Origin of the sequence: Kitasatospora sp. NPDC053057, assembly GCF_044546945.1 — a bacterium.
Taxonomy (GTDB): domain Bacteria; phylum Actinomycetota; class Actinomycetes; order Streptomycetales; family Streptomycetaceae; genus Kitasatospora.
Genome location: NZ_JBITZP010000008.1, coordinates 124359 through 138104 on the forward strand (window position 1 = coordinate 124359; position 13746 = coordinate 138104).

Sequence of the window (13746 nt, forward strand, 5' to 3'; positions counted from 1 at the left end):
ACTAGAGGCCACGCGGCCTTGGCGGAGCTTGGCAGACGCGCCGGACTTAGGATCCGGTGGGGGAAACCCCGTGAGGGTTCGAATCCCTCAGGCCGCACCAGCCTTCTACCTGAGAATCGAAGGGCCCGCCCCGGGCGATCCGGGGCGGGCCCTTCGTCGTTTCGGACTTCCCGTCAGCCGATGAGCTCCTTGACCACCCGCGCGAGCGCCCGGAAGGCCTGGCCGCGGTGGCTGATGGCGTTCTTCTCGTCCGCCGTCAGTTCGGCGCAGGTGCGCGTCTCGCCGAGGGGCTGGAGGATCGGGTCGTAGCCGAAGCCGTTGGTGCCGGCCGGGGCGGTGCGCAGGGTGCCGAGGAGGCGGCCCTCGACGACGCGTTCGGTGCCGTCCGGCAATGCCAGGGCGGCCGCACAGAAGAAGTGGGCGCCGCGATGAGCGGCATCGATGTCGGAGAGCTGGGCGAGCAGCAGGTTCAGGTTGGCGAGGTCGTCGCCGTGCTTGCCGGACCAGCGGGCGGAGAAGATGCCGGGGGCGCCGCCCAGGACGTCCACGCAGAGGCCGGAGTCGTCGGCGACCGCGGGCAGGCCGGTGGCGCGGGCGAGGGCGTGGGCCTTGAGCAGGGCGTTCTCGGCGAAGGTGACGCCGGTCTCGGGGACGTCCGGGATCTCGGGGTAGGCGTCGGCGCCGACGAGTTCGACGTCGAGGCCGGCGTCGGTGAGGATGGCGCGCAGCTCGGCGACCTTGTGCTGGTTGCGGGTGGCGAGGATCAGACGGGTGGACATATCGCCCACCCTATCCAGAGCGCGTGGGGGTTCAGCCGGTGCAGACCGAGGTGAGGTTGCCCGCCGCGTCGCCGAGCGGCTTGAGGTCGGGAGCCTGCTTCTTGTCGACGGCCTGCTGGACCTTGTCGGCCTGCTTCTGCAGGTCGGTCACGGCCTTGGCGACGTCGGTGTTCTTGGAGTTCTTGCCGATCTGGTCGAGGTCGCCCTTGAGCTTCTGCAACGCCTTCCCGGCGGCGGCCGAGTCGTTGCTGGAGTTGTCGTAGGCCTTGGTGAGGTCGGCGATGTCGCCGGTGACCTTGACGGCGGTGTTGCCGCAGTCGATGGCCTTCTGGGCGGCGGAGCAGCTGACCATGCTGAGCGGGAGGATCGCGATCAGTGCGGCCGCGGCGAGGACGGCGGGGCGGGCGATGCTCGACTGCATCCGGTCCTCCTGGTGGCGCGGGTTACGCGGGGAGGGACGCGCGCCGTCGGGGGCGCGGTTCCCGCAGCGGGACTGCTGCGGGAACCGTACGGTCTGCGGGCGGGGCCTGTACAGCAGGCCGTACGCGCGTCCGTGTACGAGGACGGGTGTGCGGCCGACGGGGATTCAGCCCTCCAGCGCCTTGCGCTGGATCTCGTCGAGTTCGGCGCAGCCGAGGGTGCCGAGGTCGAGCAGCCGGTTGAGCAGGTCGCGGTCGAAGGGGGCGCCTTCGGCGGTGCCCTGGACCTCGACGAAGCGGCCGTCGGCGGTGCAGACGATGTTCATGTCGGTCTCGGCGCGTACGTCCTCCTCGTACTGGAGGTCGAGCATCGGGACGCCGTCGATGATGCCGACGCTGACGGCGCTGACGCCGCCGGTGATCGGCTGGCCCTTGGCACGGAGCAGCTTGCGTTCGCGGGCCCAGGAGACGGCGTCGACGAGGGCGACGTAGGCGCCGGTGATGGCGGCGGTGCGGGTGCCGCCGTCGGCCTGGAGGACGTCGCAGTCGAGCACGATGGTGTTCTCGGCGAGGGCGCGGTGGTCGACGACGGCGCGCAGCGAGCGGCCGATGAGCCGGCTGATCTCGTGGGTGCGGCCGCCGATGCGGCCCTTGACGGCTTCGCGGTCGCCGCGGGTGTTGGTGGCGCGCGGGAGCATGGAGTACTCGGCGGTGACCCAACCTTCGCCGCTGCCCTTGCGCCAGCGCGGGACGCCTTCGGTGACGCTGGCGGTGCACAGCACCTTGGTGTCGCCGTAGGAGATGAGGACGGAGCCTTCGGCGTGCTTGCTCCAGCCCCGCTCGATGGTGATGGGGCGGAGCTGTTCGGGGGTGCGGCCGTCGATGCGTGACATAGCCACTGAGCGTAGCCGCTCGGATCTGCGTCCCCGGACATGCCTCGGCCCGCCGTCCCCCTGAGCGGGTCGGCGGGCCGTGGGCGGTCGAGCCTGGGTGGCTCAGCTCACATCATGTCCTCGATGTCGGCGGCGATCGGGTCGGCGTCGGTGCCGATGACGACCTGGATCGCGGTGCCCATCTTGACGACGCCGTGGGCGCCGGCGGCCTTGAGGGCGGCCTCGTCGACCAGGGAGGCGTCCTTGACCTCGGTGCGCAGGCGGGTGATGCAGCCCTCGACCTCTTCGATGTTGTCGATGCCGCCCAGACCGGCGACGATCTTCTCAGCCTTGCTGGCCATCTGGTTCTCTCCCTCTGTCTCGGCCCTTCGGCGGCTCTGCCGGGTGCCGTCCTGCGCTGTGCTGGGTCCTCGACCGTCGGGTGGTGAGGTCCGTGCCGGTGGCTGACGCGGGTTCAGCTGCGGCCGTGCTGCCGGGGGGCGCGCGACCAGCATGACCCGAGCCGGTCCGGTCTGCCACGTTAGTCCACTTTTGGCCCATTCCGGCGCGCAGGCTCCGGACCGCCGTCCGAGGATGACGATCAGCGGGGCTCGCGTCCCGGCGTCCGGCCTGCGTCCCAAAGTGGTCTACACCAATATATGTGTACTTCGGCGAACGCGGAAAGGACCCCGGGTGTTCCCGAGCCCCGCCCGAGGGTCCCGCACAGGGTCTCCCGACGGCAACTGCGCCCGGAGGGTGGATGATGAGTTCGGCAGGCGCCACGGCCCCGCAGACCACCTGGTGGCACACCTTCTACGGCGGGCTCCAGAAGATGGGCCGCTCGCTGCAGCTGCCGGTCGCGGTGCTCCCCGCGGCGGGCATCCTCAACCGGCTCGGCCAGCCGGACGTCTTCGGCAAGGACGGCCTGGGCTGGACGGACGTCGCCAAGGTGTTCGCGGCGGCCGGCGGCGCCCTGCTCGACTCCGCGCTCGGCCTGCCGATGCTGTTCTGCATCGGGGTCGCGATCGGCATGGCCAAGAAGGCGGACGGCTCGACGGCGCTCGCGGCCGTGGTCGGCTTCCTCGTCTACTACAAGGTCCTGCACGCCTTCCCGGAGAGCTGCAAGCCGCCGACCGTGCTGGTCAGCGACCAGTGCGTGGACTACTCCTCGGCGAAGTCCGCCAACGCGACGTACCAGAACCCGGGGGTGCTCGGCGGCATCCTGATCGGCCTGATGTCGGCCTGGCTGTGGGTGCGGTTCCACCGCACCAGACTGGTCGACTGGCTCGGCTTCTTCAACGGCCGCCGCCTGGTCCCGATGATCACCGCCCTGGTCGGCATGCTGACCGCCGTCGTCGCGCTGTGGGTGTGGCCGCCGATCGGCCGCGGCCTGAACGACTTCTCGCAGAACCTCGCCGATCTCGGCGCGGGCGGCGCGGGCATCTTCGGCGTCTTCAACCGCGCACTGCTGCTGATCGGTATGCACCAGCTGCTGAACACCTTCGTCTGGTTCCAGTTCGGCGAGTTCACGAAGGCCGACGGCACCATCGTGCACGGCGACATCCCGCGTTTCCTGGCGGGCGACCCGACGGCCGGCCAGTTCCAGTCCGGATTCTTCCCGATCATGATGTTCGCGCTGCCCGCCGCGGCACTCGCGATCGCCCACTCCGCCAAGCCGCACCGCCGCAAGGAGATCTACGGCCTGATGCTCTCGGTCGGCCTGACCTCCTTCGTCACCGGCGTCACCGAGCCGATCGAGTACTCCTTCGCCTACATCGCCCCGGCCCTGTACGGCGTGCACGCGCTGCTCACCGGCGCCTCGATGGCGGTCACCTGGGGGCTCGGGGTGCACGACGGCTTCAGCTTCTCGGCCGGCCTGATCGACTACGTCATCAACTGGGGGCTGGCCACCAAACCGTGGCTGATCATCGTCATCGGACTCTGCTTCGCCGTGGTGTACTACGCGCTCTTCCGCTTCATCATCGTCAAATTCGACCTGAAAACTCCGGGGCGCGAGGACGAGGCTGAGGTGGAGGACGTCACCAAGGCCTGAATACCGCTGCAGACGTCACCCGCAATGGCCCTCGGACCCGCCGGTCCGGGGGCCTTCGGCATTTCGGGAAAGGACCGAATTCCCTATCCGATGCCCGGCGAAAAGGTAATTCGGTTGCGATCCGCCTGGCCGGAGGCGGTCCGGACGGGTGCCGACCAGGGGTCGGGGGGCGCCCCACGGGCACGTCCGCGACCCTCCGGTCACTCTCAGCAGCCGTCGCACACGCCCGGGAGCGGCCGGATCGCCCGGGCCCGACCCCGGGACCCGCTCCGACCCGGGCGCCGCACGGGCTCCGCGCTTTTTGTTGCGCAAATAGCCAAAATCACAATCGCGACTGAAATCATGATCGTCGTTCCGCGACCAGGTTTCGATTTCATAGCGCTTCCCGGCGGCAGCGCTATCCGGGGTTCCCCGACTTCTCCACCCGTGCTACAAAACTGGTCTACACCACGTGTGGTGTAGACCAGTTCGCGGTTCGGCCCCGTGTGCCTTCCCCCGACCGACCGCCAAGCCGTTAGGAACCCACCCCCATGAGTCAGTCTGCGCAGGCACCGGCGCCCGCCAAGGCTCCGACGCCGATCAAGAAGTTCGGCAACAGCGTCCTTCCCGGCCTCCAGAAGGTCGGCCGCAGCCTCCAGCTGCCGATCGCCGTCCTCCCGGCCGCCGGTCTGCTGGCGCGCCTGGGCCAGCCCGACGTCCATGAGAAGTGGCACTTCCCCGCGAAGCTCGTCGAGGTCTTCGGCGCCGCGGGTACCGCCGTCACCGGCGCGCTGCCGCTGCTGTTCTGCATCGGCATCGCGATCGGCTACGCCAAGAAGGCGGACGGTTCCACGGCGCTGGCCGCCCTGGTCGGCTACCTGGTCTTCCAGAAGGTCCTGACCGCGTTCCCGGCGGACGGCACCGTCACCGACGCCCTCCCGGCGGGCAAGCCGCAGGACCCGGGCGTGCTCGGCGGCATCGTGGTCGGTCTGCTCGCGGCCATCCTGTGGCAGCGGTTCCACCGCACCAAGCTGGTCGACTGGCTCGGCTTCTTCAACGGCCGCCGCCTGGTCCCGATCATCATGGCCTTCGTCGGCACCGGCCTGGGCGTCCTGTTCGGCCTCGGCTGGCAGCCCATCGGCGACGCGATCTCGCACGTCAACAACAGCCTGGTGGGTGCGGGCGCGGTGGGCGCCGGTCTGTTCGGCCTGATCAACCGCGCGCTGATCCCGATCGGCATGCACCAGTTCGTCAACACCTACGCCTGGTTCCAGACCGGTGACTACACCGACGCCCACGGCACCGTCGTGCACGGCGACATCAACCGCTTCCTGGCGGGCGACCCGACCGCCGGCCAGTTCCAGGCCGGCTTCTACCCGATCATGATGTTCGCGCTGCCGGCCGCCGCCCTCGCGATCGCCCACTGCGCCCGCCCCGAGCGCCGCAAGGCCGTCACGGGCATGATGATCTCGATCGCGCTGACCAGCTTCGTCACCGGTGTCACCGAGCCGATCGAGTTCACCTTCCTGTTCATCGCCCCGGCCCTGTACGCCATCCACGCCGTACTGACCGCCGTCTCGATGGCCCTCACCTGGGCACTCGGCGTCCACCACGGCTTCAGCTTCTCGGCCGGCCTGATCGACTACACGATCAACTTCAGCCTGGCCAAGAACCCGCTGCTGATCATCCCGATCGGCCTGGTCTTCGCCGCGATCTACTACTTCGTGTTCCGCTTCGCGATCACCAAGTTCAACCTCAAGACCCCCGGTCGCGAGGACGACGCCGAGCTCGAGGACATCACCAAGGCCTGACGCCCGTCCCGCCCGTTCCGAAGGCCCCGCCCACCGCCGCTCCCCCCGGCGGCCGGGCGGGGCCTTCGGCATGTCCGGCAGCCGGCCACGGCGGTTGACGAACCGACGGACGCCCTGGTGCCCACCGTCACCACCACCCACACCGAGCCCTTCCACACCTCGATCTCGCTCAACACCCTGGACTGGGTCAGCGAGGGCCGGGCCGGCTGGCTGGTCGGCGTCTCCACCACCGAGGCCGAGGCACGGGCCTTCGGCCGCCGCCCGGTCGCCCCCGAGGACGAGCTGTGGGCCGAGGCGGCCGACGCCGCCCTGCCCGACCGGGCCGCCGAACAGCGGCTGCTCGCCGAACTCACCGCCACCGGCACCGGCGTTGACGGCTTCCACCTCGTGCCCGCCGAACCCGAACGCGACCTGGCCGCCATCGCCGGGCGGATCGCCCCCGCCCTGCGCGGCGCCGGGCTGCTGCGCACCGGGTACCCCGGCCGCACCCTGCGCGACCACCTCGGCCTGGCCCGTCCGGCCAGCCGCTACGCGGACGTTCCCGCCGCCACCACCGACTCCCCCGCCCTCGCCGAGGTGACCCGATGACGGACCGTCCGCTCAAGCAGATCCACCTCGCCGCGCACTTCCCCGGCGTCAACAACACCACGGTGTGGAGCGACCCGGCCTCCGGCAGCCACATCGAGTTCGACTCCTTCCGCCACCTCGCACAGACCGCCGAGCGCGGGAAGTTCGACTTCTTCTTCCTCGCCGAGGGCCTGCGGCTGCGCGAGACCAAGGGCCGCATCCACGACCTGGACGTGGTCGGCCGCCCCGAGTCGATCACCGTGCTGAACGCCCTGGCCGCCGTCACCGAACGGATCGGCCTGGCCGCCACGGTGAACGCCACCTTCAACGAACCCTACGAACTCGCCCGCCGCTTCGCCTCCCTGGACCACCTCTCCGGCGGCCGCGCGGCCTGGAACGTGGTCACCTCCTCCGACGCCTTCACCAGGGAGAACTTCCGCCGCGGCGGCTACCTGGACCGCGCCGACCGCTACACCCGGGCCGCCGAATCCGTCCAGCTGGCACGGGAGTTCTGGGACGCCGGGGAGGAGTCCGTGCGCCACCGGTCAGATCTCGTACACCGCGCCGGCCCGGGCCAGCTCGACCGGGCCCGCATAGGTGGCGGCCGCGTCACGGCGGTTGCGCTCGGCGTCGGTCCACGGCGGGATGTGGGTGAGGACGAGCCGGCGGGCCCCGGCGGCGGTGGCGTGCTCGCCGGCCTCCCGGCCGTTGAGGTGGACGGCCTGGTAGGTGTCGCGGCCGTCCAGGTACGCGGCCTCGCAGAGGAACAGGTCGGTGCCGCGGGCGAGTTCCACCAGGGCGGGGCTCTCACCGGTGTCGCCGGAGTAGACCAGCGAGCGGTCGCCGTGCTCCAGCCGGAAGGCGAAGGCGTCGACGGGGTGGTTGACCTGTGCGACGGAGACCCGGAACGGGCCGAGCTCGAAGCTGCCCGGGGTGAGCGTGCGGAACTCGAACACCTCCTTCATTCCGGGGTTCTCCGGCATGTCGTACGCGCGGGCGAGCCGCTCGGCGGTGCCGGCCGGGCCGTACACCGGCAGCAGGTCGGGGCAGCCCTCGGCGCGGTAGTTGCGGGCGACCCAGTAGGCGCACAGGTCGACGCAGTGGTCCGCGTGCAGGTGGCTGAGCAGGACGGCGTCGACCTCGTAGAGGCTGGTGTACTTCTGCAGCGCGCCGAGGGCGCCGTTGCCGAGGTCCAGCACCACCCGGTAGCCGTCGGCCTCGACCAGGTAGCTGGAGCACGGCGATTCGGCGGACGGGAAGCTCCCCGAGCACCCCACCACGGTCAGTTTCATCCGAGCCCCTCCGCCCTGACACGCCCCGGCTGCTGCTGGAAAACGGCATGGAAAACAGCATGGAAAACGGCAGGCCGGGCCGGTGGGCCGGCCGGTAGCACTGCGTTGGTGTGTCGAGGGTAAGGGCGGACCGGCACTTTGCCCCCGTCCCCGTGCCGGGCTGTGGCTGGAATCACCCAGACCGCCGGGGCGGGGGCGGCGCGGTGGAATCAGCGGTGCCGGGGGCGGTTGCGGGCCCAGGCGCAGATGGTGTCGGGGTACCAGCGGGGGTGTCCGTTGCCGTCGATCACGTCCGGGTCGGGCAGCAGCCCGTGCCGCCGGTAGTTGCGGACGGTCTCGGGCTGGACGTTGATGTGCCGGGCGATCTCGGCGTACGACCAGAGTTCACTGCTACTCACGAGGGCACCTCCGGGGGGACGGGGGCGGACGTTCGTGAAGCAGCCTGTCCGGGCGGCACCGGGGCGTAGCGGACAGAACGGGCGTCGTGGCGGTTCCGTGACGAACCGGGAGCAAGGCGCGGACAAATGCCGGACTGTCACGGCCGTCACGGTGGTGGCGTTCACCACCGGCCCGGTACGGTTCGCCGCATGACTGGTATCTGGGTGGTCCTGGCCGTGGCGGCCGTCGCCGTCGTCACCGCCGTCGCCGTGGTGCTGGCGGGGCGCACCCGCCCGGCGTCGCGCCCGACCGGTCCGACCGGCCCGCGGCCGCGTCCGGGCACCAAGGCCGGCCCGGAGCCGCAGGAGATCTGGTGGGCGGAGGTGCCGTTCGAGGACGGCCCTGGCTCCAAGGACCGCCCCTGCCTGGTGCTGCGGGTGCACGGCCGGGCCGCCACCGTCGCCAAGATCACCAGCAAGCACCACGCCGAGCGCCCGGGTGTACTGCCGCTGCCGCCCGGTTCGGTGGGCGACCGGCAGGGCCGGGCCAGCTGGCTGGAGACCGACGAGCTGCGCGAGGTGCCGCTGTCGGCCTTCCGCCGCCGGGCCGGCACGGTGGACCGGCAGGTCTGGGCCCGGGCCCAGCGGGCCCTGCAGCGGAGCTAGGCCCAGAGCTGGCCCTGCAGGGCCTCGACCGCCGCCTCGGTGGACTCCGCGGTGTAGATGCCGGTGGACAGGTACTTCCAGCCGCCGTCGGCGACCACGAAGACGATGTCCGCGCGCTCCCCGGCGGCCGCCGCCTTGCGGCCGACGCCGAGCGCGGCGTGCAGGATGGCGCCGGTCGAGACGCCCGCGAAGATGCCTTCCTGCTGGAGGAGTTCGCGGGTGCGGCGGACGGCGTCGGCGGAGCCGACCGAGAAGCGGGTGGTGAGCACCTCGGCGTCGTACAGCTCGGGCACGAAGCCCTCGTCGAGGTTGCGCAGCCCGTACACCACGTCGTCGTAGCGCGGTTCGGCGGCGACGATCTTCACGCCGGGGACCTTCTCGCGCAGGTAGCGGCCGACGCCCATGAGGGTGCCGGTGGTGCCGAGGCCGGCCACGAAGTGGGTGACGGTCGGCAGGTCGGCGAGGATCTCGGGGCCGGTGGTGGTGTAGTGGGCGCCCGCGTTGTCGGGGTTGCCGTACTGGTAGAGCATCACCCAGTCGGGGTGCTCGGCGGAGATCTCCTTGGCGATCCGGACGGCGGTGTTGGAGCCGCCGGCGGCCGGGGAGGAGATGATCTCGGCGCCCCACATCCGGAGCAGTTCGCGCCGTTCCTCGCTGGTGTTCTCGGGCATCACGCAGACCATCCGGTAGCCCTTGAGCTTGGCGGCCATGGCGAGCGAGATGCCGGTGTTGCCGCTGGTGGGCTCCAGGATGGTGCAGCCGGGGGTGAGCCGGCCGTCGGCCTCGGCGCGCTCGATCATGTGCAGCGCGGGGCGGTCCTTGATCGAGCCGGTGGGGTTGCGGTCCTCCAGCTTGGCCCAGAGGCTCACCAGGCCCTCGTCGTTGCCGGGGACGGCGGCGGACAGCCGCGGCAGGCGGACCAGCGGGGTGTTGCCGACGGCTTCGAGCGGACTGTCGTATCGCAAGGGAGGCCTCCGGCCACGGCGGTGAGGGTGAAGAGGGGCGGTGCCCCCGCCGCCGGGCGGGGGCACCGGGAGGTCAGCGGGCGCCGCCGGCCACGGCGGGCAGGATGGTGACGCTGTCGCCGTCGGCGAGGGCGGTGGAGATGCCCTTCAGGAACCGGACGTCCTCGTCGTTCAGGTAGACGTTGACGAAGCGGCGCAGCTCGCCGCCCTCGACCAGGCGGGCGGCGATGCCCGGGTGGCGGGCGTCGAGGTCGGTGAAGAGTTCCCCGAGGTTGCTGCCGTTGCCCTCAACAGCCTTGGCGCCGTCGGTGTAGGTGCGGAGGATGGTCGGGATGCGGACCTCGATGGCCATGGGTGCGCTCCTGTGCGAGTCGTGGAGGTGGGTGGGCCGCAGCGGGCGCGGCGGGGCGGAGGGTGCCCGGGGCTCGACGCCGCCGGGGAGGCGGCGGGGCCCGGGTGGGGCGGGGCGGCTCTCAGCGCGAGCGCGCGGGCGTGCCGGGACAGATCGCGCCGGCGTGCCGGCACAGGTCGATGTGCAGGCGCGCCACGAGGCGGGTGCCCGGGGCCTGGTTGCTCACATCGACGGAACGCATGGGCTCATCGTATAGATTCCCGGGCCCGCTCCGACATGCCCGTCTCGTGATCCGGATGTTGTCGTTTCCGATGCTGAGACGGCGCGGGCCCGCCGACCGCTCGCGGCGGGTCGGCGGGCCGGGTCCAGGTGGGTGCTGGTCAGGCCGGGTAGGCCTCGACGACCTGGACGTCTTCCTCTGTGATCTCGCCGTCCACGATGCGGAACGAGCGGAACTGGTAGGGGTCGTCCTCGCCGTTGCCGTCGGCGGTGGAGACCAGGACGTAGTGGGCGAACGGCTCGGAGGCGTAGCTCACGTCGGTGCGGGAGGGGTAGGCCTCGGTGGCGGTGTGCGAGTGGTAGACGATCACCGGCTCCTCGTCCAGGTCGTCCATCTCGCGGTAGAGCTTGAACAGGTCGCCCGAGTCGAACTCGTAGAAGGTGGGCGAGCGGGCCGCGTTGAGCATCGGGATGAACCGCTCGGGCCGGCCGCTGCCGGCCGGTCCGGCGACCACGCCACAGGCCTCGTCCGGGTGGTCGGCGCGGGCGTGGGCCACGATCCGGTCGCGGAGTTCTCGGGTGATGGTCAGCATGTGGTCAGGATAGACACGCCCCGGCAGGCCCCGTACAGATGTCCAGGCGCCGGGGCGTCCGAGGCTCGGTCAGCGGGCGTCCACGTTTTCGCCGCCGGCGTGCAGGTGGTCGTGCGCGGGGCCGTGGACGGCCCCCGGGTTGCGGCGCTTGAGCACCTGGTAGCCGATCACCAGCAGCAGGGCCCAGCCCGGGAAGACGTACAGCGAGATCCGGTTGTCCTTGTCCAGGGCGATCAGCACCACGACCATGGCCAGGAAGGCGAGGGCGGCCCAGCTGACCCAGGCGCCGCCGGGGGCCTTGAAGGTGGGCGGCGGCAGGTGGCCGGCCCTCCAGGCCTTGCGGTAGCGGATCTGGGAGATCAGGATCATCGCCCAGGTCCACAGCCCGCAGACCGTGGCGACCGAGGTGATGTACTCGAACGCCCGTGCCGGGACGAGGTAGTTGAGCACCACGCCGGCACCCATCAGCAGGCAGGAGAGGGTGATCGCGAAGGCCGGGGTGCGGCGGCTGTTGAGCTTGGTGAGCCGCCCGGGCGCCTGGCCGCGCAGGGCGAGGTCGCGCAGCATCCGACCGGTGGAGTACATCCCGGAGTTGCAGGAGGAGAGCGCGGCGGTGAGCACCACGAAGTTGATGATGCCGGCCGCGGCCGGGATGCCGATCTTGCCGAAGGCGGCGACGAACGGGCTGACGCCGGGCTGGAACTCGCGCCACGGCACGAGCGAGAGGATGACCACCAGGGCGCCGATGTAGAACAGCGCGATGCGCCAGGGCAGGGTGTTGATGGCGCGCGGCAGGGTCTTCTCGGGGTTCTCGCTCTCGCCCGCGGTGACGCCGACGAGTTCGACGCCCAGGTAGGCGAACATGACGATCTGCAGGGTCATCACGGTGGCGCCGATGCCCTTGGGGAAGAAGCCGCCGTCCTGCCACAGGTGGGTGATCGACGCGGTGTCACCGGCCTTGCTGAAGCCGAGGGTCAGCACGCCGATGCCGATCAGGATCATGCCGATGATGGCGGTGACCTTGACCATGGAGAACCAGAACTCGATCTCGCCGAACAGCTTCACCGAGATCAGGTTGGCCGCGTAGAGGATGACCAGGAAGGTCAGCGCGCTGGCCCACTGCGGGATGCCGGGCGCCCAGAACTTGACGTACACGGCGGCGGCGGTGGTCTCCGCCATGCCGGTGACGACCCAGAACAGCCAGTACGTCCAGCCGGTGACGTAGCCGGCGAAGGGGCCGAGGAACTCGCGGGCGTACTCGGCGAAGCTGCCGGAGACCGGGCGGTAGGTGAGCAGTTCGCCGAGGGCGCGCATGATCGCGAAGATCACCAGGCCGGCCACCGCGTAGGACAGGATCAGGCTCGGTCCGGACTTGGAGATGGCGGTGCCGGCGCCGAGGAAGAGGCCGGTGCCGATCGCGCCGCCGATGGCGATCATCTGGATCTGGCGGCTGCCCAGCCCTCGTTCGTACCCCTCCTCGTCCGGTTTCGCGTCGACCACCTGGTCGTATATCTGCTCGGCCATGGTCACCGTCCTGGTGGGTCTCGTTTGTGGGGAGAAGTCGTACCACGCACGATCCGGATAGCGGTGTTCATCTGAGCGATATTTGAGCATGACCTGCTATGTTTTGCCCGATTTGTGCGAAAATGCCCCGGCCGATCGTCCACATGCTGGACGCAACGGCCGGGGCTTGCCCGAAAGCGGGCAGGATCACCCGGGAGAGTGGGGGGAACCGCCCCGAGGTCAGTCGGTGATCGCCTCCAGCAGCGACTCCTGGAGCGCGCCCAGCCACAGGTAGGCCATCACCAGCGGCTTGCGCTCGTCACCGTCCGGCAGCTCGTAGAGGCCCTGCTCGTCCTCCTCGGAGACCTCCAGCCGCACCCCGAGGGTCAGCCGCAGGTCGTTCAGCGCGCCCAGCCAGTGCAGGCAGTCGGCGGCGGCCAGCTTGAGCACCCCGGCGCCGCCGAGGCCGTCCAGCGCCCGGACCACCTGCAGCGCGTCGTCCCGCTTGCGGGCCCGCAGGTCGAGCTCGGTGTAGCGGCGGAACTCACCGGAGGCGGCCCTGATCTCCTCGTCCGCCGGCGTGGACGGGTCGCCGTAGGCGTCCGGGAAGAGCCGGGCCAGCGCCGGGTCGGCGGGCGCCTCGCTCGGGCCCTCGGCGAACAGCGCCGCCAGCGGGTCGTCGCCGTCCCCGCCCGGGCCGGGGCCGATCAGCTCCAGCATCTGCACTTCCAGCGACCGCAGGATGGAGGCCTCCACCTCGTCCAGCGCGATCGCCGCGCCACCGCCGCCGGCACTCTCGAACAACCCAGCCATCTGTATCGGTCAGCCCGTCTTCGTCGTCTTCGGCCGCGCCGCCGGACCGGCGGGCGGTCAGTCACTGTGCGCCGGATGGGCGGTCAGTCGTGCTGCAGCGTCGCCCACAGGCCGTAGCCGTGCATCGCCTGGACGTCCCGCTCCATCTCCTCGCGGGAGCCGCTGGAGACCACCGCCCGGCCCTTGGTGTGCACGTCCATCATCAGCTTCCGCGCCTTGTCCTTCGGGTACCCGAAGTAGGCCTGGAAGACGTACTGGACGTAGCTCATGAGGTTGACCGGGTCGTTGTGCACGATGGTCACCCAGGGCGTGTCCGGCTCGGTCACCGGTTGTCCTTCGACCTCCGGGCGCTCGATCTCCACGGGCGCGACACTCACCGCCGGGCCTCCTCGTTGCACACTCGTCCGTGACTCCTCATGGCCCATGCTGCCATCCGGGGGACACCCGGGCGATTCCGGCCCTGCTCTCGTCACGAGAAATCGTCAC

General features: G+C 70.8%; 16 protein-coding genes, 1 tRNA gene and 2 pseudogenes. 6 read left to right on the forward strand and 13 right to left on the reverse strand.

Features of this window, described 5'->3' with window-relative positions; genetic code table 11:
* Positions 1–12: 12 nt before the first annotated feature.
* Positions 13–100: transfer RNA gene (locus ACIG5E_RS11765), tRNA-Leu, on the forward strand.
* Positions 101–173: 73 nt separating this feature from the next.
* On the opposite strand, the gene rdgB is transcribed toward ACIG5E_RS11765, so the two are convergent.
* The 4 genes from rdgB to ACIG5E_RS11785 form a co-directional block, all read right to left on the reverse strand.
* Positions 174–779, reverse strand: coding sequence for an RdgB/HAM1 family non-canonical purine NTP pyrophosphatase (gene rdgB / locus ACIG5E_RS11770; protein WP_396533174.1), 606 nt, complete (start codon positions 777–779; stop codon positions 174–176).
* A 31-nt stretch (positions 780–810) separates the two neighbouring features.
* Positions 811–1200 carry a hypothetical protein gene (locus ACIG5E_RS11775; RefSeq protein WP_396533175.1) on the reverse strand — a complete coding sequence of 130 codons (390 nt, stop codon included), beginning with the start codon at positions 1198–1200 and terminating at the stop codon, positions 811–813.
* A gap of 165 nt (positions 1201–1365) precedes the next feature.
* Positions 1366–2091 carry a ribonuclease PH gene (gene rph / locus ACIG5E_RS11780; RefSeq protein ID WP_396533177.1) on the reverse strand — a complete coding sequence of 242 codons (726 nt, stop codon included), beginning with the start codon at positions 2089–2091 and terminating at the stop codon, positions 1366–1368.
* Between the two features lie 107 nt (positions 2092–2198).
* On the reverse strand, positions 2199–2585 hold the full coding sequence (locus ACIG5E_RS11785) for a glucose PTS transporter subunit EIIB (protein WP_396533178.1): 387 nt from the start codon (positions 2583–2585) through the stop codon (positions 2199–2201).
* 248 nt (positions 2586–2833) lie between these two features.
* Here ACIG5E_RS11785 and ACIG5E_RS11790 point away from each other — a divergent pair, with 248 nt between their 5' ends.
* From ACIG5E_RS11790 to ACIG5E_RS11805, 4 genes and pseudogenes are all read left to right on the forward strand, one after another.
* Positions 2834–4123, forward strand: a complete 1290-nt coding sequence (locus tag ACIG5E_RS11790; protein WP_396533180.1) for a PTS transporter subunit EIIC — start codon at positions 2834–2836, stop codon at positions 4121–4123.
* A 530-nt stretch (positions 4124–4653) separates the two neighbouring features.
* The gene (locus tag ACIG5E_RS11795) at positions 4654–5913 is read left to right on the forward strand and encodes a PTS transporter subunit EIIC (protein WP_396533181.1); all 1260 of its coding nucleotides are present in this window, start codon (positions 4654–4656) and stop codon (positions 5911–5913) included.
* 114 nt (positions 5914–6027) lie between these two features.
* Positions 6028–6501: pseudogene (locus ACIG5E_RS11800) on the forward strand (FMNH2-dependent monooxygenase); the annotation flags it as partial.
* A pseudogene (locus ACIG5E_RS11805) lies at positions 6498–7001 on the forward strand (LLM class flavin-dependent oxidoreductase); the annotation flags it as partial. The pseudogenes ACIG5E_RS11800 and ACIG5E_RS11805, both read left to right, overlap by 4 nt.
* A gap of 24 nt (positions 7002–7025) precedes the next feature.
* On the opposite strand, the gene ACIG5E_RS11810 reads toward ACIG5E_RS11805, so the two are convergent.
* Both ACIG5E_RS11810 and ACIG5E_RS11815 read right to left on the reverse strand, forming a co-directional pair.
* Positions 7026–7772, reverse strand: coding sequence for an MBL fold metallo-hydrolase (locus ACIG5E_RS11810; RefSeq protein ID WP_396533182.1), 747 nt, complete (start codon positions 7770–7772; stop codon positions 7026–7028).
* 209 nt (positions 7773–7981) lie between these two features.
* Complete coding sequence (locus ACIG5E_RS11815) at positions 7982–8170, reverse strand: MerR family transcriptional regulator (RefSeq protein ID WP_396533183.1); 189 nt, start codon at positions 8168–8170, stop codon at positions 7982–7984.
* 189 nt (positions 8171–8359) lie between these two features.
* On the opposite strand from ACIG5E_RS11815, the gene ACIG5E_RS11820 reads away from it, so the two are divergent.
* Complete coding sequence (locus ACIG5E_RS11820) at positions 8360–8815, forward strand: type II toxin-antitoxin system PemK/MazF family toxin (protein ID WP_396533184.1); 456 nt, start codon at positions 8360–8362, stop codon at positions 8813–8815.
* Here the strand turns inward: ACIG5E_RS11820 and ACIG5E_RS11825 are convergent.
* The 7 genes from ACIG5E_RS11825 to clpS form a co-directional block, all read right to left on the reverse strand.
* A complete protein-coding gene (locus ACIG5E_RS11825; protein WP_396533185.1) occupies positions 8812–9780 on the reverse strand; it encodes a PLP-dependent cysteine synthase family protein in 969 nt (322 codons plus the stop codon). The genes ACIG5E_RS11820 and ACIG5E_RS11825 overlap by 4 nt on opposite strands.
* A 73-nt stretch (positions 9781–9853) precedes the next feature.
* On the reverse strand, positions 9854–10132 hold the full coding sequence (locus tag ACIG5E_RS11830; RefSeq protein ID WP_396533186.1) for a MoaD/ThiS family protein: 279 nt from the start codon (positions 10130–10132) through the stop codon (positions 9854–9856).
* 121 nt (positions 10133–10253) lie between these two features.
* Positions 10254–10373 carry a putative leader peptide gene (locus ACIG5E_RS11835; RefSeq protein WP_317621128.1) on the reverse strand — a complete coding sequence of 40 codons (120 nt, stop codon included), beginning with the start codon at positions 10371–10373 and terminating at the stop codon, positions 10254–10256.
* Between the two features lie 139 nt (positions 10374–10512).
* Positions 10513–10944 (reverse strand): Mov34/MPN/PAD-1 family protein, encoded by a 432-nt coding sequence (locus ACIG5E_RS11840; RefSeq protein ID WP_396533187.1) that lies wholly within the window; start codon positions 10942–10944, stop codon positions 10513–10515.
* A 69-nt stretch (positions 10945–11013) separates the two neighbouring features.
* The gene (locus ACIG5E_RS11845) at positions 11014–12468 is read right to left on the reverse strand and encodes an amino acid permease (protein ID WP_396533188.1); all 1455 of its coding nucleotides are present in this window, start codon (positions 12466–12468) and stop codon (positions 11014–11016) included.
* A gap of 219 nt (positions 12469–12687) precedes the next feature.
* Entirely contained in the window at positions 12688–13260 is a 573-nt protein-coding gene (locus tag ACIG5E_RS11850; protein WP_396533190.1) for a DUF2017 domain-containing protein, read from the reverse strand.
* A gap of 83 nt (positions 13261–13343) precedes the next feature.
* The gene (gene clpS, locus ACIG5E_RS11855; RefSeq protein WP_030284071.1) at positions 13344–13637 is read right to left on the reverse strand and encodes an ATP-dependent Clp protease adapter ClpS; all 294 of its coding nucleotides are present in this window, start codon (positions 13635–13637) and stop codon (positions 13344–13346) included.
* Between the last annotated feature and the right edge of the window lie 109 nt (positions 13638–13746).

Excerpts from the sequence above, each read along its gene's own strand:
- rdgB (WP_396533174.1), bottom strand. The coding sequence starts at position 779 with ATGTCCACCCGTCTGATCCTCGCCACCCGCAACCAGCACAAGGTCGCC.
- ACIG5E_RS11775 (WP_396533175.1), bottom strand. The coding sequence starts at position 1,200 with ATGCAGTCGAGCATCGCCCGCCCCGCCGTCCTCGCCGCGGCCGCACTG.
- rph (WP_396533177.1), bottom strand. The coding sequence starts at position 2,091 with ATGTCACGCATCGACGGCCGCACCCCCGAACAGCTCCGCCCCATCACC.
- ACIG5E_RS11785 (WP_396533178.1), bottom strand. The coding sequence starts at position 2,585 with ATGCTGGTCGCGCGCCCCCCGGCAGCACGGCCGCAGCTGAACCCGCGT.
- ACIG5E_RS11790 (WP_396533180.1), top strand. The coding sequence starts at position 2,834 with ATGAGTTCGGCAGGCGCCACGGCCCCGCAGACCACCTGGTGGCACACC.
- ACIG5E_RS11795 (WP_396533181.1), top strand. The coding sequence starts at position 4,654 with ATGAGTCAGTCTGCGCAGGCACCGGCGCCCGCCAAGGCTCCGACGCCG.
- ACIG5E_RS11810 (WP_396533182.1), bottom strand. The coding sequence starts at position 7,772 with ATGAAACTGACCGTGGTGGGGTGCTCGGGGAGCTTCCCGTCCGCCGAA.
- ACIG5E_RS11820 (WP_396533184.1), top strand. The coding sequence starts at position 8,360 with ATGACTGGTATCTGGGTGGTCCTGGCCGTGGCGGCCGTCGCCGTCGTC.
- ACIG5E_RS11830 (WP_396533186.1), bottom strand. The coding sequence starts at position 10,132 with ATGGCCATCGAGGTCCGCATCCCGACCATCCTCCGCACCTACACCGAC.
- ACIG5E_RS11835 (WP_317621128.1), bottom strand. The coding sequence starts at position 10,373 with ATGCGTTCCGTCGATGTGAGCAACCAGGCCCCGGGCACCCGCCTCGTG.
- ACIG5E_RS11840 (WP_396533187.1), bottom strand. The coding sequence starts at position 10,944 with ATGCTGACCATCACCCGAGAACTCCGCGACCGGATCGTGGCCCACGCC.
- ACIG5E_RS11845 (WP_396533188.1), bottom strand. The coding sequence starts at position 12,468 with ATGGCCGAGCAGATATACGACCAGGTGGTCGACGCGAAACCGGACGAG.
- ACIG5E_RS11850 (WP_396533190.1), bottom strand. The coding sequence starts at position 13,260 with ATGGCTGGGTTGTTCGAGAGTGCCGGCGGCGGTGGCGCGGCGATCGCG.